Consider the following 20,348-nt stretch of genomic DNA (forward strand, 5'->3'; position numbering starts at 1 on the left):
CATCACAAGGTGTCCACCTATTTTGGTGGACACCTCATGCATCAGAGCACTCAACAGCAAAAGGTGCGGGGAAATTCGCGCTTACGTTGAAGATGAGTTCGCCGAGCGCCGGCCCGTCGATGTCGCGGCGCACCAGGCCGAGCGCCTGCAGGCGGACGATCAGCGCGCGGATCTGCTCTGTCAGGGCGCGGTCCAGCCCGGTATAGGCCTGGCCGAACGGGCTGTCGGGCAGTTGCGTCGAGATCGCCATGGCCTGCCGCCACATCTCCTTGCTGAGATAATGCAGCGAGTGCTCGATATAGATGCCGAGCAGCGTATCGAGAGCGTCGCCGACATTGGCCGGCGGGTTGGCGACGACGCCGCGCCCGGCATTGAGCACCTCGTTGACCTCCATCGAGACGATGGCGCCAAGGTTGTCGCCCTTGTTCTGGACGTATCGGAATGAAGCTACGGCAACATTGCTTTACCATCGATCGTGAGCGGAAACGATGCTCTCAGCGCCGTGGATTTCACGGGACAGCATCAGGTCGATCATATCAAGGATCTTCGTCCTTGCCTCCGGACTTTTCTCTGACGAGACATACTCTCGTTTCAACATATCCTGCAGACGATGAACGTCGGTGCCCCGTCTTCCATTTTGATTACCATTTTTCGAGAGATCTATTATTGTTTGCCCTGCTGCTTCCACAACTAGGTCGAGGACATCACAGGTCGCGCCTTCGAGCATGTGAAGCACCGCAAAACCGCTGTCCGCGTATGCCGGAGATCGTAAAAACTCGCGGGTTAGATCACGGTATCGCGCGACTTCATCAGGGTTAATGCGCCGGAACGCGTCAGCCGCTTGGCTGCGGACTTCTTTGTCTTCATCAGAAAAGAAACGCCTCAACAAAATATCGGCTCGATTAGCATGTTCCGCCCATGTCAGCACGTCTCCAGCGACGTCTGCCATCAACCTTCTATGGTCAACGCTCTTCGCACTCAGGTCGTCCGCATCTTGCGAGAATTCTGGGTGCCGGAAGCTTTCACCAAAAACGAACCAGGCCGCTATGAGTTCTTTGGTCCGATCCCCGCTTCCCAGAAGGTGCGAAATGAGCTCTCTGCCCAACTCAGGTAACCAACTCAGTACATAGGGGAACAGGCTGACACCCGTATGGGTAACAAGGGGCGCAAGGCGATTTATATGGGTCTCAATAGGTGAACCAGAAGCTATTCCCACGAGCTTTCTTAGTGTCGATTCAAATCGATTTTTGTCTGCATTGAACAAAGGCGTCAGCGGTTTCATCATGCAGCAGCGTACGCCAATGAGCATTTCTTGCTCAACGGCGATGTCCAAAGTATGCCAAACTGCAGACTCAAGTTTCGGCACGTGCCAGAGAACGGCTCCCAACGCCTCCCAAGTCCAACCGCGCACGCCGTTGATGCCTCGGATATGAAGACCGCCGCCCCGTTGAATCAAATGGTCGATGGTCAGCGTTTCACGCGCGACGCTAGTTGTGTCGGCATCTTCACTCTCGCTGGCTTCGCCATACATGGCATACCAGATCAAGGCATCTGCGATATCCGACGTTGCAGCTAAGTGCGGATGATTGATGAGGAGACGGGCGATTTCATTGCCGTATGGCCTTCCGTCGAGCTGATGTGCATGACGAATAGCGGTGATCAACCATTCGTCCAACGCGTTCTCCGCGTCGGCCAAACCTGACAATATGTGTCCGGCGTAGCTCTTATGGGCGGCTTCAGGAATTTGCAGCAGGAGCGCTGAAAATCGCTGGGGGTTTTTCTTGGCTGCTTCCTGGAGTTCGCCTGCCAACTGCCTCGCTCCTCCATCGACGAATCCCCGACCGCGCCGCATGTCTTCATCATTGTCATAACGCTCAATGGCAGAAAGCCAGTGACGGTCGGACATGCGTTCGCAACTGTGTCGTTTGATCGGAGAGCCAACAAAATGTGCTTCGACTTGCGATGGTTCATCGACCTGCCAACCGCGAAATTTCCTCCTGAGTTGCGAGAGCTGTAGCCTGCTTGTCTGGCTTAGGCGGTCCTCTCCAATTGTTTCCAGAATGCACCACCGTTTGTGGCCAGAGCGGTTCAATGCACGAAGTGCGCTCCCTCTTGTCCAAAACGGGCCGGTCTCTCCTGCCTCTTTGATGCGACGCAGTAACCGCGACGCGTATTCGATTTCTTCATTTTGCTGGGAGATACGATTTTCAATTAGACACCTTTGATCAGCGACAAGGTGAGGAAAAATTTCACGGCAGGCTGTAGCCAGCGACATCCAGTCGGCCCCCTGCCAGCCTGATTCAAAGGCAAGCTTGTTGGCCACGAGGTTGGGCAGTCGCTCGGCCAGAGCGGTCGGATTTGCTTGGATGGTTTCCAAGTGGATATGCATGAAGCACTCATGCTTGTCCGGATCCAACCGAGCTAGGAATTCGGCCGCGTCGGATGGATCCTTCTCCGCCACTTTCTTTAAGGCCGCGACGTAGACCCCCAGAAAATGGTCAAAGCCAAAGCGATTGCCTGAATAGCTTCTATAGTTAAATGAATACCAGCTTGAGCCGGCTCGCCCTTCAGCTATCACCAAATCAACAGCGCGTGCCAAAGCGCCAGTGAAACCTATTGCAAGGGCTTTCGGAGCTTTCTTCAGTAACTCCTCCAGTGAATACCCTTCGATGACCTTCTCCTGATCGCGATCAAATGGATTTTGACCAGGATGTTGGGCATACCAGGCATCGAAAATGGCCTCAATTAGCTGCCCGCATTTCTCAGGTGATTTTTCTCCCCAAACGTGAAGCAGCATCGTGATACGATCACGCCCGCGGTCTTTGAAAAGCTCCAGTGGGTGTGATGCGACAACATCGCAACAAAGCTGAAGGAGATCATCGTCGGATTGCTTCCGATGGACAAATCCGAACCAGCTTACCAATTGCTCCGCTTTTGCAGCGTCGCCGGCCCACCACCTGCGAAGCAGTTCACTAATTTCCCGCGGCCTCTCGCCTGCTATGCTGGACAACCACCAAAGAAGAGTATCCGTGCGCTTTTCCGATCGGCATTCCAGTTCTGTATAAATCCATTGCTTGGCGCTGAGGAAATCAAACCAAACGTGGCTCGATAGAACCGCGCGGCGAAACAGCTGGTTGTATTTATCCGGTAAGGTGTCGAGATCTTGAACGATTTCAAACTCACGGTCGGTCGGAGTTTCGATGGTCGTTAGCCACTGGCAAATGGCGAATTTGATGTGAAAACGGATCTTTTCACCGAACAGCAGCGATGACAATTCATCCGCATAACGCGAGAAATCATTCTGCCGGAGCGCCTCGAGAATTTGCCGGACTTGAGTCCGGCGGAATAGATGCTGTTCAGTCTCGCGAAGCATGTCGACCAAGCGCTGTTCGCGAAAGACAAAAGATCGTGCAAAGATATGATCGAAAAAACTCTCGTGAAAGAAATTCACTCGGCCACGCGACAGTACGATAAGCCCCTCGGAGGTCAGGACATCTATGGCCCTTGGGAAGGGGTCGAGGACCGAGATTGGTGCGTCAAGTTGCTGGCGCTTGCTCATCCATTCGCACATCGCTCCAAGAGCCTGTACGACCGTCCATGCGGGTTTAAGCGTTTTGGAGATGACCCGCTGTTTCTTTTCAATTAACTTTTCATGCAGAGCCGATCGAGATTGGAAAACGAGATGTTTCTCATCGATTTCCAAGAAAACCGCGAGATTGATGGGAAGCTCCAGGAGGCGACGCTGAGGTCCGCTCAATCGATCAACAGGGACATTCTTTGAGACTAAAATCGGCTCGACATCAGTGCCCCAACTGAAGAGCGGGACGTCAATTTGCTTGGCTCGCCGCAGTTCCTTCAACTGCTTCAGCCGTGGATCACTTTCGAGGTCAAAGGTCCTGCAAATCACCACGACCTTGATACTCTGAAAATTGTGAGCATCGGCAATCAGCCGGAATATGACCTCTTTGACCTTTCCATCTCGACCAGAGACTTCGCTGATAGCGTCAACTTGATCTATAATCAGGACAGATCGAGTAGATGGAAACGCACCCTTCAAGGTGCTCGCTGGACCTTCTTCCCGGCCGAATAGGTGCCTTCCGAGTTCTTCCCTGGTGCTACAATGCAGGCATTGATCGACCCGAAATGCTAGGTGCGGAATCCCGAATGATACCAAGTCGGATATTGCGGAACGGACGATTCCGGATTTTCCGGAGCCCGCCACGCCTGTCAGCAATATTAGCTCTGCACCGCTGGGATCGAGAATTTCCTGGATCAACAGGTGACTCTCGCTTCGTTGAATCACTTCCCCACCAGCGCCAAAAGGCACATAGGTGCCAAGATATGCCTCCGTTTCTTCTTTGAGCCTTTCTCCGATTGTTGGATCAAGCGCCCAATCCTTGATCGTCAGAACACCGTTTTCCCTTATTAATGATCGCAGTGATGCGCCTGTCAGCAGCTTGTTGAAATTTTTCTCGGCAATATCTCGCAGGTTTGCAAAAGCACTCGCTCCGCCATTCAAAAAATAAAGATCGCCGAACGACTGGATCGTCCACTCCAAGGTTGTTTCTGAAATTGTTACTACATGGCTCCTCTGGAGCCACTCATACGCCGTGTCAGGCGTCGTCGCCCACTTTGCCAAGAGCTGTTGAAAGGCGTCGTTTTGGTCTTGCGACAGGGCGTCGAGGAATTGGCGCGTGCCATTTGCTAAGCGAGCCTTTTCCGTCAGCTTATGGAAAGTGCCAGCGTTATCTTGCGAAACAAAGTGACAATGAGCCGTGGCATCTTTAGATAAGCGGTTCGCAAACGCGCTCAAAATACCTTCACGGCCAAGGGCGCCGATCGCCCAATTTCCCCCAGGAGACGATATCTTAGTCTGATGCCACTCAGTGAGACCATCCCTCCTTATGCCGAATTCGAAGCCGTGGAATTCGGTATCGATATTTTCGAATTGAAGCCATTCAGCCTTCCCGCTGAGCACGTCCATCAGGGAACGAACAAGCCATTTCGCTTCATAGCGATTTCCAAGTTTGTCCGCGATGCCTCCAGGTATCATGTACGACAGTCCGCAAGGATGATCGCTATTTTTAACAATAGAATCGGATCAATCGGGAACGGTAGGCGTACTGCTTAGGAAATGTCTATGACATGCAAGCCTGCGTGCGATCGAGATTGATGTTGACTGAGGCCTAGCGTCATTGATTTTAGCCGCTCCCGTACGGCCGGACCACGGCTTTAGCGTCCGGTCGTCGGTCCGAGGCCGACACTCGCCGCAGGGCTCGCTTTTCACCCCTCACACTCCGATCGCCGCCACCAATATCCTGTTCTGCCTGCGTATCGCCGTGCGCAGTTCGGCAATCCTCGCCTCCTCGCGCTTCACGAATTCGATGAACATCATGTTCATGTTGTTGAAGATGAGTTCGCCGAGCGCCGGCCCGTCGATGTCGCGGCGCACCAGGCCGAGCGCCTGCAGGCGGACGATCAGCGCGCGGATTTGCTCGGTCAGGGCGCGGTCTAGCGCGGTATAGGCCTGGCCGAACGGGCTGTCCGGCAGTTGCGTCGAGATCGCCATCGCCTGCCGCCACATCTCCTTGCTGAGATAATGCAGCGAGTGCTCGATATAGATGCCGAGCAGCGTATCGAGAGCGTCGCCGACATTGGCCGGCGGGTTGGCGACGACGCCGCGCCCGGCATTCAGCACCTCGTTGACCTCCATCGAGACGATGGCGCCGAGGATGTCGCCCTTGTTCTGGTAGTAATTGTAGATGGTGCCGACCGAGACTTCGGCCTGCGCGGCGATGGTCTCGATCTTGGCGCCTTCATAACCGGCATCGCGGAAAAGCGCCGCCGCTGCTTCGATGATGCGGCGGTGCCGATCCGCCTTCTGCCTTGCCCGCAATCCGCTCATAGCGGCTGTTTGCCACAAAAACAGAATTGACTCAATTTTAGAATTGGTTCAATTTTTTCCTACAAGCCAAAAAGGCATGGGAGAACACTCGATGTCCATCAATCCAAAGACCCCCAATCCAACCGTCAGGAATCCGCTTTCCGTTCTAAAGAGCCATCTCCAAGGCGCCTGTGCCGCGGCAGCACTGCTGCTGGCGGCGGGCAGCCTCGCTCAGGCGCAGGATCTCAACGCACTGATCTGGTGCGATCACGCCGATCCGGCGCTGCTGCAGCCGTTCGAGGAGGCGAACGGCGTCAAGGTCAATGTCAAGGAGTTCGAAGGCACCGGCGCCGGCCTGGCCATCGTCGATCAATCACAGCCCGGCGATTGGGACGTGATGGTGATCGACAGCATCGACGTACCGCGCGGCGTCGAAAAAGGCCTGTTCGAGCCGCTACCGGAAGACAAGCTGCCGCTGGCCGACCTGTTTCCTCAGGTGAAGATGGATAGCTCCACCGTCGTTGACGGCAAGCGTTACGGCATCACCGAAAAGTTCGGCTACAACACGATCGGATACAACAAGACCAAGGTCGATCCGGCCGACATGCAGACGATGGCGGCGCTGACCGGCGACAAATACAAGGGCAAGATCGCCATCTACGATTATTACCTGCCGGTCATCGGCATGGCCGCACTGGCGATCGGCAAGAAGACTGCCGAGCTGACCGAAGCCGACCTTCCCGCCATCAAGGAAGAGCTGCTCAAAATGAAGGCCAACGCCAAGCTGGTCGGCGAAGTGACCGCCAGCCAGACGGCGCTGGCGACCGGCGAGGTCGACATTCTGGTCGGCGGCGGCGAATGGGTGACGGCGGGGCTGGCCAAGGAAAACCCTGCCCTCGACTTCTCTATCCCGAAAGAAGGCGCCGTGCTGTGGTCGCAGTCGCTGGCAATGTTCAAGGATTCCAAGAACAAGGAGCTGGCGCTTAAATTCATCCAGTACATTATGAGCCCCGAAGGCCAGGCGCGGCTCGCCACCTCGTCCTGCTATTGGGGCATGCCGGCCAACAGCAAGGCGGCGTTGAGCGACGAGCAGAAGAAGATCCTGCGCTTCGACGAGCAGCCGGAATTCCTCGCCCGCGCCCAGTCCTATCCTGCGCCGAACGCCGACCTCGACAAGAAGATGCAGGACGTCTGGACCGAAATGCTGCAGGCGCAATAACCGGCTGCCGGTCGTGAGCGTTGCGGCAAAGAGCCCCCTGCCCTGGGCGTTGGTCGCGCCGGCGCTCGGCTGGACGCTGCTGTTTTTTGTGCTGCCCTTCGTCGCCATGGCTGTATCGAGCCTGACGGCACATGAAGGCGGCGGCTTCACGCTGTCCAACTACAGCCAGTTCTTTGCCAATCCGTCCTACTGGCAGGCGATGGTGAACTCGCTGCAGGTCACAGCGATCGTCACCGTGATCTCCGTGCTGCTCGCCTATCCTTTTGCCTGGATCCTGGCCGAACAGGTGCCGGAGCGCTGGCAGCGGCTGGCGCTGATGCTGGCCGTGCTGCCGTTCTGGACCTCCTATGTCGTGCGCTCCTATTCGTGGCTGCTGGTGCTGGCGCAGAACGGCGTCGTCAACCGCGCACTGACCGGCTCCGGCCTGTTCGGCGAACCGCTGCAGCTCGCTAATACTCGGCTCGCCACCGTCATCGGCTTCGTGCATTTTTTCGTCATGCTGCTGACGCTGACGATCTTTGCCAATCTGAAGCAGCTCAGCCCCAGCTACCGCAAGGCCGCCGCCGACCTCGGCGCCGGGCCGGTGCGGACTTTCCTGCATGTCGTTCTGCCGCTTACGCTCCCCGGTATCATGGTCGGCGCCTTTCTCACCTTCGTGCTGTGCATCGGCGACTACATCACGCCGCAGATCCTCGGCGGCAACAACGAGCTTTTGATGCCGCAACTCGTCATGATGCAGATCGGCCGGCGCGGCGACTTTCCGCTCGCCTCGGCGCTGTCGATCATCCTGATGGCGGTGGTCACCATCGCCTATCTCGCCTGCTCCCGCTGGCTGAAGATCGAGCGGGCCTGACCATGCCCGCGCTCATCCGCCTCGTCTCCGGCCTTTACGCCATCGCAATCTACGCCTTTATCTTTCTGCCGGTCATCGTTCTGGTGCTGTTTTCGCTGCAGGCAACCTCGTTTCCGATCCCGCCCTTCACCGGGCCGTCGCTGCGCTGGTACGAGGCCGTGCTCGCCGACACGCGGCTGACTTCGGCGCTGGTCAATTCGCTGCTGGTGGCGGTCGTCTCCTCGGCTGTCGCCGTCACGCTTGGCTTTCTCTCCGCCTGGGGTTTTGCGCGCTTCGCCTTGCCGGGCTCGGGTCTGATGCGCGGGCTTATCACCTTGCCCTTGACCGTCAGCTATCTCATCATCGGCATGGGGCTGCTGGTGCTGTTCAACTGGGCCGGCGTGCCGAAGTCGCTCACTGCCGCCGGCATCGGCCACGTCGTGATCAACCTGCCGCTCTGCTTTGCCATCGTCTACAGCCAGATGGGCGACCACCAGATCAACATCGAGCGCGCCGCGCGCGACCTCGGCGCGCCCGAATGGAAGGTGCTGCTGCTGATCACCGTGCCCGTCATGGCGCCGGCGATCTTCGCCGGCTTCTTCCTGTCGATGACCTTCTCCTGGGACGAATTCGTCATCTCGTTCCTGGCTATGCCACCGACGAGATGTTCGACGGCATGCCGCAAGGCTGGGACACGAAGCGCTACCAGATCCTGCCCGCACCAGCCGGCCGGTTGCTCGAGCAAGGCGACATCGTCGATCTCGGCGACCGTGCCTTCGAGGTCATCCACACGCCCGGCCATTCACCCGGCGGCATTGCGCTCTACGAAAACAGGACGGGCATCCTGTTTTCCGGCGACATCATCTATGACGGCCCGCTGATCGACGACGTCTATCACTCCGATATCGACGATTATGTCGAAACGCTGCTGCGCATGCGCGATCTCGATGTCTCGGTCGTGCACGGCGGCCATTTCCCGAGCTTCGGCAAAGTCCGCTATCGCCAGCTTGTCGACGAGTATCTCGCGCAAAAGCGCCAGGCCGGCTGCCATCTGTTGCAAGCCCGATAAGCACTGGCGCTGTGGCGTTAAAGCGCCCTTTGCGGACAGGGTGTCCCCGCCGCGTCGCCGCAGCGTGAGGCCGTGGGCTCGGGTCTAAAGCTCTTTTCCTCCGACTGGCGCACCAGTTCCGCGAAAGCCAGGGCAAAACTTGCCAGCATCAGGAAGACAATAATCAAGCGTGCCAGCGGCAATAGATCGGCCTCGACTGGTTAGCCCCCACGCCGCCCGTCCGCTGCCGGCTAACATGATCGATATGGCTTTACGAGAGTTTAAGGCGAGTCTTAACCATCACATCATTTTGTCCTCCGACATGATGCGCGAGTGCGGCTTGTTTGGTCGCCATCTGCAGGCACCTCCCTCCCTTTGCAGAAATGCCCACCCATGCTAACCCGGCGCTGGCGCGGCCCAGCAACCGGTCGCCGCCAATCGGTCGCCAGGCGGTCGTCCCAATCGGTTGTCGTTGAGAGCCATGAGCAAAACCGCCAGCCGTTTCGCCTTCGTCTCATCCGGTACCGCCGACGCCAATGCGGCGTTGGAAAGCCTTTCGGCACGCTACGGCCAGGCATCCGTCGAAGAAGCCGGGATCGTCGTGGCGCTCGGCGGCGACGGCTTTCTGCTGCAGACCCTGCGTGAGACGATGAGCACGGGAAAGAAGGTCTACGGCATGAACCGTGGCACCATCGGTTTCCTGATGAACGAATACCGCGCCAGCGGCTTGACCGGGCGCATCGCGGCGGCCGTTGCCGAAACGATCCGTCCGCTGGAGATGCAGGCGGTGACGGCCGAAGGCGAGACGATTTCGGCGCTCGCGATCAACGAGGTCGCGCTTTGGCGCCAGTCGTACCAGACGGCCAAGATCCGCATCACCGTGGATGGGCAGGAGCGGCTGGAGGAATTGCACTGCGACGGCGTGATGATTGCGACGCCGGCCGGCTCGACCGCATATAATCTGTCGGCGCACGGGCCGATCCTGCCGCTCGACGCTCCGCTGCTGGCGCTGACCCCGGTCAGCCCGTTTCGTCCGCGCCGCTGGCGCGGCGCGCTGCTCTCCAACAAGGCGATCGTGCGTTTCGACATTCTGGAGCCGGAAAAGCGGCCGGTGAATGCCGCCGCCGACCACACCGAGGTCAAGGCGGTGACGACGGTCACGGTGAGGGAATCGCCGACGGCAACGGCGACGCTGCTGTTCGATCCCAACCATTCGTGGAACGAGCGCATTCTCGCCGAACAGTTCAGGTATTGAGCCGGCGCAGCGGCCACTGCGCAAATTAAGCATCGCGATTAAGGTTACGACTTCACAATCGCGCCAATGCCGCCCGTTTGTGTTGACAAATCGTGGGCTTGCGCCTACCTGCAATACCAATCTTGCAGGCGCGCGGCGCTTGCCGCGACTGCATATGTTGCGCCCCCGAACCAGCCAAAGACAGCCAAACTTGTCCTCAGACACCCAGATCGCTCAAGAAGCGTTGACCTTTGCAGACCTTGGCCTGTCGCCGAAGGTCCTTTCCGCAGTTACCGATGCCGGCTACACCGAGCCGACGCCGATCCAGGCTGGCGCCATCCCTCACGCCTTGCTCGGCAAGGACGTGCTGGGCATAGCCCAGACCGGCACCGGCAAGACGGCGTCCTTCGTCCTGCCGATGCTCACCCGGCTGGAAAAGGGCCGCGCCCGCGCCCGCATGCCGCGCACGCTGATCCTCGAGCCGACGCGCGAGCTCGCCGCGCAGGTCGAGGAAAACTTCGTCAAATACGGCAAGAACCACAAGCTCAACATCGCACTGCTGATCGGCGGCGTGTCCTTCGACGAGCAGGACAAGAAGCTCGAGCGCGGCGCCGATGTGCTGATCGCGACTCCCGGCCGCCTGCTCGACCATCGCGAGCGCGGCAAGCTCCTGCTCAATGGTGTCGAGATCCTCGTCATCGACGAGGCCGACCGCATGCTCGACATGGGCTTCATCCCCGACATCGAGCGTATCTGCGAGATGATCCCGTTCACCAGGCAGACGCTGTTCTTCTCGGCGACGATGCCGCCGGAAATCACCAAGCTCACCGAGAAATTCCTGCACGCGCCGGTGCGCGTCGAAGTGTCGAAGGCAGCATCGGCCGCCACCAACATTATCCAGCGGCTGGTGAAATCCGGGCCAAAGCCGTGGGACAAGCGCGAGACGCTGCGCAATTTGATGAAAGCCGAGGATGCCGAGCTGAAGAACGCCATCATCTTCTGCAACCGCAAGATCGAGGTATCGGAGCTGTTCCGCTCGCTGCTGAAATATGATTTCGACGCCGGCGCCCTGCATGGCGACATGGACCAGCGCGCGCGCATGCAGATGCTGGCCAATTTCCGTGACGGCAAGCTGCGCTACCTCGTCGCTTCGGATGTCGCGGCGCGCGGCCTCGACATTCCCGATGTCAGCCATGTCTTCAATTACGACGTGCCGATCCACGCGGAGGATTACGTCCACCGCATCGGCCGTACCGGCCGCGCCGGGCGCTCGGGCAAATCCTTCACCATCGCGACCAAGTCGGACACCAAATACATCGACGCCATCGAGCGGCTGATCGGCACGAAGATCGAGTGGCATGACGGCGATTTGTCGACGGTCGTTGCCAGCGAAGGCGGCGAGGATGAGGCCCCGCGCCGTGGCCGCGGTGCGCCACGCCGTGCCGGCCGCAAGGACGACGCCAAGGACAGGGGCGAGCGCAAACCGCGTGAACGCCACGCCAAGCGCAGCGAAGAAGCAGCGCCGGAAGCAGTTAGCGAGGAACAGCTGGTCGTGGCCGAAGCCGCTGTCGCCGACATCGACGAGCGGCGTACCCGCAAGGACGCGATGCGGTCGGAAAACAGCGAACGCCAGGCTTCACCTGAACGGAAGGCTTCGCCGGATCGCAACGAAAGGCGCGCGCCGGAACGGGGCGACACCAGGCCGCAGCGCGAGCGCCCTGCCCGCCAGCGACAGGAAGACAATGACGCGACCGTCGGCTTCGGCGACGACATGCCGGCCTTCATGCGGATCGTCGCCAAGGTCTGATGCTGCAGGGCTTGCGCGTCGCGCCGACGCGCGAAGCACCGAAAGCTGCATAAGACGGCCTCGCTTCGTGCTGATACTGCGTTAGTCCGGCAGGCCCGCCTTACGAAGGCCTTCGATATATCTGCTGCGATCATCCGGTCGATAAAACGGCGGCAGCACCTCGGCGAGATTCGAAAGCCGCAGCGAGGGATCGAACTCGCATAGCCGGGCCATCATTTGCTGCGCTTCCGTTAGGCGCCCCGCAAGGGCATGACCCGCCGCCACTACACGCATCGCGCTCACGTAGTTCGGCTGGTGCCGCAGCGACTTTCCCGCCCAAGCGACAGCGTCATCGTAGTGGCCGGCACAAAAATGAGCGAGCCCGCTGTTGAACTGCCAAGCGAACAGGCGTGGATCCAATGGGCTTAGGCGCATGGCAAGCGCGGCGTGCTCAACGGCCTTGCCTGGCTCACCCAAGCAAGCCCTCACCCAGCTGCTGACGCCCAAAGCAGCGGCCAAGTTCGGATTGAGAGCGAGCGCGCGATCGATGCAAGCCGCACTGGCATCAAGGTCGCCGCCTACGTAGCCGAGGACGTATCCACCGTAGGAAAGCGCAATTGCATCGTCCCTTCCGAGTTCGACCGCTCTCCTGGCCAGTCGAGTAGCCTCGGCAATCTCTTCCGCGCGGTCGACCATCCAGCCGTTGCTTTTTCGGGTAGCGTAGCACCGCGCCGCCCGCGCATGGGCTATCGCGAACTCCGGGTCACGGTCGATCGCCTTCATGAAGAGGCGCAAGGCGTCGTCAATGGCCGATCTACTAGTGATCGTTCGGTCAAAGGCCGCCAGCCCGCGGAGATAGTAGTCATAAGCATCGAGGCTTTCTGTCGGTTTGCGTTTGGCACGCTCGATCTCAGCCTCCTCCATTTTCGGTGTGATTGCGCCGACGATGCTCGAGGCGACCTGGTCCTGCAGATTGAAAACTTCGGCGAGCGTTCCATCAAAACGGTCGGCCCAGAGATAGGCCCCCGTCGAGGTGTCGATGAGCTGCCCGGCGATGCGCAGGCGGTCGCCCGCCCGGCGAACACTTCCCTCGACCACATAGCGCACGCCCAGCTCACGCCCGACCTGCTTTATGTCTATGGACCGTCCCCTGTAGGTGAAGCTCGAATTCCGTGCGACCACGAACAGGTGACGAAAGTGAGCCAAGGCGGTGACAATGTCTTCCACCATGCCGTCGGCGAAATATTCCTGCTCCACATCACCGCTTAGATTCTGAAACGGCAGCACCGCAATCGACGGCTGGTCGTCGCGCCTCGTCGGGACCGCCAGAACCTGCGCCAGTGATGCGGCGCCAGAGCTTGGCTCCGGCCGCTGACGTTCAGTTCTTTCACGGGACTGCAGGGAAGCCGCAAGTGAGCTTGTCTGCTCCTCTGGGTCCGCATTCAGATGTTTTTTTAAAGCTGCCCGACACAGCTCGAACTGGCGCAAAGCGGCGTTTTCGTGGCCCCGATGAGCGTGGATGCGGATAAGCGCCCGATGGGCTGCCTCCGCCGTCGGATCCGAGGCGAGCAATCTCTCCGCGAGCCCTTCGCAGGCCGTCTCTTCCGCTGAGCCGGGTGCGGGCAGCGCTAGGCTCAGCCGATCGACCAACTGCAGCGCCTTGCGCTGATACTTGCTCAGAAAGGGTCCAAACCACTCGTCCAGTTCGTCAGGAATCGTTTGCCCGGCAAGCAGCTCACCGCGATAGAGATCGGCGGCGAAGGCGAGATCGGTGGTTCGGCCCTCCTCTAATTTCCGGTCGAAGATCGAGATGTCCGCCTCATCCGGTCCGGCAATCAGCGCAACGGTTTCCTGATCCCCATCGATGTAGACGGTGGCATCCAAGCTGGCCGGGAACGTGCGCCTGATGTCGACCAGCGCTTGCCGCAGACTATTGCGGGCCTGCCCATTGCTTCGCCCCGGCCAAAAGACTTCGGAAAGCTGCTCGCGACGATGGCCGCGGCGGCCTGCGAGAACCAGAGCAGCAAAAAGAAGCGAAGTCTTGCGTGTGGCGAACCGGACAGGCCGATGCTCCGGGGAAGTAACCTCCAGGCCACCAAGCAACCGGATGCGCACAAATCGTCTCCAGACTTTGACCGCAGCGACAGAATAGCATCTCGGTAGATTGATTTAACACCGATTTAACGGCGGATCGTCGGACTTCTCCCAGTTGTTCACGCACAGCCGAACAGCCCGAAAACGCCTGCGTGGCACGCTCCCACCCGCAAACTGGAAATGGGAGACCAAAACAATGGCTCACACGGAACCTCGCGCCGCCCGCAGCATGTCCAACCGCTTGCTTGCGTCTAGCCTGAAAGGCGCAGCAATGATGATCGCTGCCTTCACGGGATGGCGGCGGACCGTCGCGAGACGCAGGGCACTGGCAGATCTGACGACCGAACAGCTGAAGGACATCGGTCATTCGGAGGTCCATCAACCCGCACTCGATGCCGCCACGGCTGTTCTAATCACGAACTTAATGTCGATGAGGTAAGATCGGCGTTGAGTTTGGTCTAGGCCCTAAAGATTCCTGAGTTCCAGGCGAGACGCCAACAGATCCAGAAAAGCGCGAACTTTGGCTGAGGACGACCTGCCTTCCGGCCACACGGCGTGTATCGGCACCGGCACCGGCTCGAATTCGGTTAGAACCAGTTCCAGGCGGCCATCGTCCACCAGGTGTTTTACCTGCCAAAGCGGCGAGTAGCCCAGACCCAATCCGTGAACCGCGGCCGCATAGATGGATATCATCAAATTCGACCGGAAAGTGCCCGCGACCTTCACCGGCCGGGGCTTGCCTTCAATCTGAAACATCCATTCGCCCGGGCGGCCGTCGACGGTTCGCACGATGCATTCATGCTCACGCAATTCGAGCGGATGGGCCGGTCGGCCGTGTTGCTGGAAGTAGGCAGGTGCGCCGAACACCACGCGTCGCAGCGCGCCCAGGGGCTTCGCACGTAAATTGGAATCCGGCAAATTGCCGATCCGGACAGCCAAATCGAGGCCCTCGGCATCAAGATCGACAAATTCATCGGAAAGCTGGAGGTCAACCTCAACCCGGGGATATGTCCGCATATAGTCGGCGATAACCGGCACGAGGAAGTCCGGGCCGAACAGAACTGGGGCACTCACACGCAGGATGCCCGATGGCTCCGACCGTCGATTGGCCGCCTGAAGCCTGGCTTCGTTAATTTCCTCGACGGCGGGTTTGATGCGCTGGAAAAAGGCCGCTCCGGCTTCGCTCGGCGTCGAGCGGCGTGTCGTCCTGTGCAGAAGCTCGACCCCGATGGATTCCTCCAACGTTGCCAAGGACCGGCTGACCGACTGCAGCGAGCGGTTCAGCCGGCGTGCGGCAGCCGTCAGACTGCCATGCTCGACAATGGCAATGAAGGCTTCGAAATCATCTATCCGGCTCATCGCCTATTTCTCCCGAAAACCGGGAGAAACTATCGCAAAATCGATGAATTGTAACGCAGTTCGCTAGATTTTATCTTCCCTGCACAGGCCGAAAGGCAGACTCGAGGGAAGGAGATCGTCATGCGAACACCCAGTCCAACGGTCCTGGTCGTAGGCGCCGCAGGCCGCGTTGCCGGTTTGGTGGTGCCTGAACTCGTCCGCCGCAATGCCAGGGTTCGAGCGCTTGTTCGTGACGCCGCGAGTGCCGAAAAAGCCCGGAAAGCCGGCGCATCCGAGATCGCGATCGGAGATCTGCGCAACCATCGGAGCCTTGAGCAGGCCGTGAAAGGTGTCGACGGTGTCTTTCACATCGGACCGGCCTTTGCTCCCGACGAAGCCGCCATGGGGGTTGCCATGGTTGAAGCGGCGGCGCGAGCAGGCGTTCGAAAGTTCGTCTTTTCGTCGGTGATCCAGCCGACCAATACGAGGCTGGAAAACCATGCAAGCAAGGTACCCGTCGAAGCTGCCCTCTATTCGACGAACATGGAGTACACCATTCTGCACCCGGCCAATTTCATGCAAAATATCGCGGCGGCCTGGCCGTCCGTCGTCGAGCACGGCGTTTTCGCCGAGCCGTTTCCAAGGACGGCGAAGCTCGCCCGCGTCGACTATCGCGATGTGGCTGAAGTTGCGGCAATCGCACTGACCGAAACGCGTTTGTCCTATGCGACCCTCGAGCTGTGCGCCGACGGTATGCACAGCCGCGAAGAGGTCGTCGCCATGATGAGCGAAGCGCTTGGCCGGCCGGTTTCGGCGGGCGAGCCGACATTTCAGGACTGGGCGGCGAAGGCCCGCCTTCCCTATACGGACCGGCAGTTGCAGATGCTGGCCAAAGTACACAGCCACTACGCCAAATACGGCCTCGGCGGGAACAGCCTGACGTTGCGTGCCGTGCTTGGCCGCGAGCCGCGTTCGCTGCGAAGCTTCATTCGGGAATTGGCGCTGCAGACGGCATATGCCGCCTGATCGTCCTCACAATAGCGCCTACGCATATTTTTTTATTAGGAGATTTCGATGCAAGCATCACCGGACCGAGCCTTCAAGTTGAGAAAGCTGCCGCCCTCCTACGGCGCGGTGGTGATGCCGTTGGTTCTTTCGATTCTGATGTCCTCGATTGTCTCGGCGGTTTCGACGGCAATCGGCGCAGGCTGGACGAACGGGTTTATAGCGGCCTGGAGCTATGCGTGGGGCGCTTCATGGCTTGTTGCGTTTCCCAGCCTGCTGATTGTGCTTCCGATCGTGCGCCGGATCGTTGCCGCAATTGTCGATCAGCCGGCCCGGTCCTGATATCGCGAACGAAGGGCGCCGGCGGCCGGTGGTCCGGCATAACCATTAGAGCGGCCCCTTGCGGGGCCGCTCTCGGTTCATGTGCTTGCCTCAGGTGAGCGGCGACAGCTGGATCTCGACGCGGCGGTTCTGAGCCCGGCCGGCAGCCGTCGCATTGGAGGCGATCGGACGCGTCTTGCCGAAGCCGGTGACGGCGAAGCGGCGGGAATCGACGCCCTGTCCGGACAGATAGTTGGCGACCGCCAAAGCACGGCGCTGCGACAGGTCGAAATTGTGCTCGTCGCCGCCGGTCGAGTCGGTGTGGCCGAACACGTCGACGGTGGTCTGCCGGAACTTTTTCAGCACAAGGGCAACCGAATTCAGCACCGGATAGAAACCGGCCTTCACCGCGTCCTGGTCGACGTTGAAGGTGATGTCGGACGGCATATTGAGGATGATCTGGTCGCCGGTGCGGGTGACGCTGACGCCGGTGCCCTGAAGCTGTCGGCGCAGTTCGGCCTCGTTCTGGTCCATGGTGGCACCGATGGCACCGCCGGCAAGCGCGCCGATGCCCGCGCCGATCAGCGCGTTGCGGCGGTCGTTACCGCCGGCAAGCATGCCGAGCCCGGCACCCGCCAAAGCACCGAGACCGGCGCCGGCAGCGGTGTTGGAAACCTTCTGTTCCCCGGTGTAGGGATCGGTGGTGCATGCGCTCACGAGCACAGCCGTCGCCACGACGGCGAGCACAATCTTTTTCATATGGTGGTCCCTCTCCATTCCACGGTCGCGCAACGGCGCACCGCATCAGCCCTTCCAGCGACTTGTACCATGAAATGCGGCGAAAAACGGACCAGCAAAAGCCGTTGCCGCGGCTTTCCCCGGCTCAATTCCACACGCCTGCAGCGGCTCGCGCGACCACCCCAATTCGATCGGCTACCAGAGATTCTTGCCGTCGATGACCACCACTTCGACCTTGTCGAGATCGAAATCGTCGAACAGCCGCGAGTTCACGCTGATCTTCGGATTGTCGAAATTCGGCTCGCCTGTCGACCAGTCCGGCGTCTCGGTGAAGGTGCCGCAGCCGCAGGTGGCGCAAAAACCGTGTTTTATGGTTTTCGATCCCCACTGGTAGAACGAAACATTCTCCGGCGGGCTGGTGAGTCTGAATTGCGATGGGGTGTAATAGGCCCACAACGAACCGCGTTTCGAACAGAAGGAACAGGTGCATCGCGTCACTGTCTGCGGCGCTTGCGAAACCTCGAACGTCGTCGCCTTGCAGTGGCAGCTTGCCTTGATGGTCATGAATTGGTCCCTCACAATGCCGCCGCCCCGTACGGCAAAGGCAGCATAAAGAAACGCTCCTGACAACTGCCGGTCAGCAGACCTGTGAGCCTGCGATGCACAGATCGAAGGCCCATCGATCCAAAACCGCTGCACACGCTCGGGTCAGCCCGTGGGCAAGCTTTTGGGCGTCATGCGCTAGTAGGACGATGGGGGCACGAACAGGCAGATGGTCTTTCCGTCATTGGCACCGGCAACGGAGCACCAATGATATTCGCCGTCGGGCGAATTCTTGATCCGCTTGTCGCTATAGGCCACGACTTCCCCGGTTCCTTTGATGACATAGCCCTCGGGACGTTCGCTGATCGATGTCTGAGAGACCTCGCGGCAATCATAGCCCGAGCAGCAGGAGAACGGATAGCTCCAGCCTTGCGGCATTGCCGCGGTCGGCTTGGCATCATGCGCCAGAGCAGGCGCCGCAAATGGAATGGCGGCAGCAATCAAAACCACTGCCGCGACAAGTGAATTCAGGAGTCGGCGCGCCGTGCGGGCGACTGGGGCCGGTCTGGTTGTGAGAGCAGGCATGAGCGCAGTTCCTATCAACGGTTGTCAAGCATTTCGCTTGCCCGTTCCCGGAACGTGTCTTCCCAGTGGCCGGATCGTCAGGTCGCAGATACGCCGCGTCCGGCCATAAATGCTTTTTTCCTCCCCAGCGCATGAATGCTGGGCTGATTCCTTGGTTGGCGCAAGGAATTGCTGTCGCAATCGAACGCCGACCTCTGCAGCCGGAACCAACCTGCCGCCCTGGTTGACGAACCTCGTCGACCCCCGGCAGAGGGATCGCCAATAACGGGATTTGGCTCGCGCTGGTTCCAGGCTTGGCACCGGCAGGCCCGAGGCATCCGCGTCAAAAGCGGAAATCGATTTTGAAAAACTCTACGAAAAACAAAGTTGTAGAACGACAGGTAGGTGCAAATTGAGAGCTCGTCACTCTCGCACGATGGCCGTAACTCTCGCGTGATGAACCCACATTCCTGCCGGATTGGTGCCCGGCGGCCTCAGTCGATATCGGCCACCGTTTCGCCGGCGCCACCCTCGATCCGCTGCGACAGCGAGGCTTCCATGAAATCATCGAGGTCGCCGTCGAGCACGCTCGACGGGCTGGTGCTCTCGACACCGGTGCGCAGATCTTTCACCAACTGATAGGGCTGCAGCACGTAGGACCGTATCTGGTGGCCCCAGCCGATATCGCTCTTCGACGCTTCGGTGGCGTTCGCCACAGCTTCGCGCTTCTTCAGCTCTTCCTCGTAAAGCCGCGAGCGCAGCATTTCCCAGGCCTTGGCCTTGTTCTTGTGCTGGGAGCGCTCGGCCTGGCAGGCAACCGCGATGCCGGTGGCGAGATGGGTTATGCGCACGGCCGAATCGGTGGTGTTGACGTGCTGGCCGCCCGATCCCGACGACCGATACGTGTCGATACGGACGTCGGATTCGGAAACGTCGATGTCGATCGTATCGTCGATGACGGGATAGACCCAGACGCTGGCGAAGGAGGTGTGGCGGCGCGCATTGCTGTCATACGGCGAAATGCGCACGAGACGATGCACGCCGGATTCCGTCTTCAGCCAGCCGTAGGCGTTGTGGCCCTTGATCAGCAGCGTGGCGGACTTGATGCCGGCTTCTTCACCGTCATGCACTTCCAGCACTTCGACCTTGAAGCGGCGGCGCTCGGCCCAGCGCGTATACATGCGCAGAAGCATCGAGGCCCAGTCCTGGCTTTCGGTGCCGCCGGCGCCGGCATGAACTTCCAGATAGCTATCGTTGGCGTCCGCCTCGCCCGACAACAGCGTTTCGATCTGGCGCGCCTTGGCCTCGCCGCGCATCGAGCGGATCGCCGCCTCGGCCTCCGCAACGACGCCCTCGTCGCCCTCTTCCTCGCCAAGCTCGATCAGGCCGATATTGTCTTCCAAGGCCTGGGTGAGGCCTTTGACCGCGGCAATACCTTCCTCGAGGCCCTGACGCTCGCGCATCAGCTTTTGCGCTTCCAACGGCTCGTTCCAGAGGCTCGAATCCTCGGCACGGACGTTCAGGTACTCAAGCCGCTTTATGGCTTGGTCCCAGTCAAAGATGCCTCCTCAGCAGGGTGATCGCCTGCCTGATCTCGTCGACAATGTTTTGCGTTTCCGCGCGCATGGCTGGCTGTTCTGTCCTGTTGCTGGATGGCGGTTTGGTGGCGCGATACATAGGGACGGCACGGTCTCCTGTAAAGCGCCGGCCCCTGTAATGTACCGGCCCCTGTAAAGCGGAAT

The 20,348-nt window shown here is 59.6% G+C and carries 17 protein-coding genes and 2 pseudogenes; 10 read left to right on the forward strand and 9 right to left on the reverse strand.

The genetic code is table 11. The features are described from left to right. Window positions 1–34: 34 nt before the first annotated feature. From NKI67_RS21835 to NKI67_RS21845, 3 genes are all read right to left on the reverse strand, one after another. Complete coding sequence (locus NKI67_RS21835) at window positions 35–394, reverse strand: hypothetical protein (protein ID WP_352646727.1); 360 nt, start codon at window positions 392–394, stop codon at window positions 35–37. A gap of 69 nt (window positions 395–463) precedes the next feature. Further along, window positions 464–5,053 carry an AAA family ATPase gene (locus NKI67_RS21840; RefSeq protein ID WP_352646729.1) on the reverse strand — a complete coding sequence of 1,530 codons (4,590 nt, stop codon included), beginning with the start codon at window positions 5,051–5,053 and terminating at the stop codon, window positions 464–466. Window positions 5,054–5,290: 237 nt separating this feature from the next. Beyond that, complete coding sequence (locus NKI67_RS21845; RefSeq protein WP_023679909.1) at window positions 5,291–5,905, reverse strand: TetR/AcrR family transcriptional regulator; 615 nt, start codon at window positions 5,903–5,905, stop codon at window positions 5,291–5,293. A 91-nt stretch (window positions 5,906–5,996) separates the two neighbouring features. Between NKI67_RS21845 and NKI67_RS21850 the strand changes: the two genes are divergently transcribed. The 7 genes and pseudogenes from NKI67_RS21850 (at window position 5,997) to NKI67_RS21880 (ending at window position 12,024) form a co-directional block, all read left to right on the forward strand. Next, window positions 5,997–7,103, forward strand: coding sequence for a polyamine ABC transporter substrate-binding protein (locus NKI67_RS21850; protein WP_352623243.1), 1,107 nt, complete (start codon window positions 5,997–5,999; stop codon window positions 7,101–7,103). A gap of 13 nt (window positions 7,104–7,116) precedes the next feature. Then, window positions 7,117–7,956: an ABC transporter permease gene (locus tag NKI67_RS21855; protein ID WP_352636978.1), complete on the forward strand. Its 840-nt coding sequence runs from the start codon at window positions 7,117–7,119 to the stop codon at window positions 7,954–7,956. A gap of 2 nt (window positions 7,957–7,958) precedes the next feature. After that, window positions 7,959–8,582 (forward strand): annotated as a pseudogene (locus NKI67_RS21860) (ABC transporter permease); the annotation flags it as partial. Window positions 8,583–8,611: 29 nt separating this feature from the next. Next, window positions 8,612–8,848: pseudogene (locus NKI67_RS21865) on the forward strand (MBL fold metallo-hydrolase); the annotation flags it as partial. A 21-nt stretch (window positions 8,849–8,869) separates the two neighbouring features. Then, entirely contained in the window at window positions 8,870–9,004 is a 135-nt protein-coding gene (locus NKI67_RS21870; RefSeq protein ID WP_352646852.1) for a hypothetical protein, read from the forward strand. Window positions 9,005–9,464: 460 nt separating this feature from the next. After that, window positions 9,465–10,238: an NAD kinase gene (locus tag NKI67_RS21875; protein ID WP_023679915.1), complete on the forward strand. Its 774-nt coding sequence runs from the start codon at window positions 9,465–9,467 to the stop codon at window positions 10,236–10,238. Between the two features lie 190 nt (window positions 10,239–10,428). Next, on the forward strand, window positions 10,429–12,024 hold the full coding sequence (locus NKI67_RS21880; RefSeq protein WP_352646732.1) for a DEAD/DEAH box helicase: 1,596 nt from the start codon (window positions 10,429–10,431) through the stop codon (window positions 12,022–12,024). An 81-nt stretch (window positions 12,025–12,105) separates the two neighbouring features. Here the strand turns inward: NKI67_RS21880 and NKI67_RS21885 are convergent, their stop codons facing one another. Further along, the gene (locus tag NKI67_RS21885) at window positions 12,106–14,118 is read right to left on the reverse strand and encodes a BTAD domain-containing putative transcriptional regulator (RefSeq protein ID WP_352646734.1); all 2,013 of its coding nucleotides are present in this window, start codon (window positions 14,116–14,118) and stop codon (window positions 12,106–12,108) included. A gap of 253 nt (window positions 14,119–14,371) precedes the next feature. Between NKI67_RS21885 and NKI67_RS21890 the strand changes: the two genes are divergently transcribed. Continuing rightward, window positions 14,372–14,536 (forward strand): YjiS-like domain-containing protein, encoded by a 165-nt coding sequence (locus tag NKI67_RS21890; protein WP_352578265.1) that lies wholly within the window; start codon window positions 14,372–14,374, stop codon window positions 14,534–14,536. A 26-nt stretch (window positions 14,537–14,562) separates the two neighbouring features. Here the strand turns inward: NKI67_RS21890 and NKI67_RS21895 are convergent, their stop codons facing one another. Next, window positions 14,563–15,456 carry a LysR family transcriptional regulator gene (locus tag NKI67_RS21895; RefSeq protein WP_352457453.1) on the reverse strand — a complete coding sequence of 298 codons (894 nt, stop codon included), beginning with the start codon at window positions 15,454–15,456 and terminating at the stop codon, window positions 14,563–14,565. Window positions 15,457–15,576: 120 nt separating this feature from the next. Here NKI67_RS21895 and NKI67_RS21900 point away from each other — a divergent pair, with 120 nt between their 5' ends. Together NKI67_RS21900 and NKI67_RS21905 are read left to right on the forward strand one after the other, a co-directional pair. Further along, window positions 15,577–16,461 carry an NmrA/HSCARG family protein gene (locus NKI67_RS21900; protein ID WP_352646736.1) on the forward strand — a complete coding sequence of 295 codons (885 nt, stop codon included), beginning with the start codon at window positions 15,577–15,579 and terminating at the stop codon, window positions 16,459–16,461. Window positions 16,462–16,509: 48 nt separating this feature from the next. Then, window positions 16,510–16,782, forward strand: coding sequence for a DUF2798 domain-containing protein (locus tag NKI67_RS21905; protein ID WP_023679921.1), 273 nt, complete (start codon window positions 16,510–16,512; stop codon window positions 16,780–16,782). A gap of 90 nt (window positions 16,783–16,872) precedes the next feature. On the opposite strand, the gene NKI67_RS21910 is transcribed toward NKI67_RS21905, so the two are convergent. The 4 genes from NKI67_RS21910 to prfB form a co-directional block, all read right to left on the reverse strand. Beyond that, entirely contained in the window at window positions 16,873–17,520 is a 648-nt protein-coding gene (locus NKI67_RS21910; protein WP_023679922.1) for a YiaD family glycine zipper/OmpA-like lipoprotein, read from the reverse strand. Window positions 17,521–17,694: 174 nt separating this feature from the next. Further along, entirely contained in the window at window positions 17,695–18,063 is a 369-nt protein-coding gene (locus NKI67_RS21915) for a GFA family protein (RefSeq protein ID WP_023679923.1), read from the reverse strand. 177 nt (window positions 18,064–18,240) lie between these two features. Beyond that, entirely contained in the window at window positions 18,241–18,627 is a 387-nt protein-coding gene (locus tag NKI67_RS21920) for a hypothetical protein (RefSeq protein WP_031212810.1), read from the reverse strand. Window positions 18,628–19,100: 473 nt separating this feature from the next. After that, a protein-coding gene (gene prfB / locus NKI67_RS21925; protein ID WP_156948021.1) for a peptide chain release factor 2 occupies window positions 19,101–20,232 on the reverse strand; the annotation gives its coding sequence in 2 pieces (ribosomal slippage) (window positions 19,101–20,165 and window positions 20,167–20,232; 1,131 coding nt in all). Between the last annotated feature and the right edge of the window lie 116 nt (window positions 20,233–20,348).

The sequence above is a fragment of the Mesorhizobium sp. M0408 genome (assembly GCF_040321495.1).
Lineage (GTDB): Bacteria > Pseudomonadota > Alphaproteobacteria > Rhizobiales > Rhizobiaceae > Mesorhizobium.

Coding starts and splice junctions, on each gene's coding strand:
- NKI67_RS21835 (WP_352646727.1), bottom strand. CDS start 394: ATGGAGGTCAACGAGGTGCTCAATGCCGGGCGCGGCGTCGTCGCCAAC.
- NKI67_RS21840 (WP_352646729.1), bottom strand. CDS start 5,053: ATGATACCTGGAGGCATCGCGGACAAACTTGGAAATCGCTATGAAGCG.
- NKI67_RS21845 (WP_023679909.1), bottom strand. CDS start 5,905: ATGAGCGGATTGCGGGCAAGGCAGAAGGCGGATCGGCACCGCCGCATC.
- NKI67_RS21850 (WP_352623243.1), top strand. CDS start 5,997: ATGTCCATCAATCCAAAGACCCCCAATCCAACCGTCAGGAATCCGCTT.
- NKI67_RS21870 (WP_352646852.1), top strand. CDS start 8,870: ATGCGCGATCTCGATGTCTCGGTCGTGCACGGCGGCCATTTCCCGAGC.
- NKI67_RS21875 (WP_023679915.1), top strand. CDS start 9,465: ATGAGCAAAACCGCCAGCCGTTTCGCCTTCGTCTCATCCGGTACCGCC.
- NKI67_RS21890 (WP_352578265.1), top strand. CDS start 14,372: ATGATCGCTGCCTTCACGGGATGGCGGCGGACCGTCGCGAGACGCAGG.
- NKI67_RS21895 (WP_352457453.1), bottom strand. CDS start 15,456: ATGAGCCGGATAGATGATTTCGAAGCCTTCATTGCCATTGTCGAGCAT.
- NKI67_RS21900 (WP_352646736.1), top strand. CDS start 15,577: ATGCGAACACCCAGTCCAACGGTCCTGGTCGTAGGCGCCGCAGGCCGC.
- NKI67_RS21905 (WP_023679921.1), top strand. CDS start 16,510: ATGCAAGCATCACCGGACCGAGCCTTCAAGTTGAGAAAGCTGCCGCCC.
- NKI67_RS21910 (WP_023679922.1), bottom strand. CDS start 17,520: ATGAAAAAGATTGTGCTCGCCGTCGTGGCGACGGCTGTGCTCGTGAGC.
- NKI67_RS21915 (WP_023679923.1), bottom strand. CDS start 18,063: ATGACCATCAAGGCAAGCTGCCACTGCAAGGCGACGACGTTCGAGGTT.
- NKI67_RS21920 (WP_031212810.1), bottom strand. CDS start 18,627: ATGCCTGCTCTCACAACCAGACCGGCCCCAGTCGCCCGCACGGCGCGC.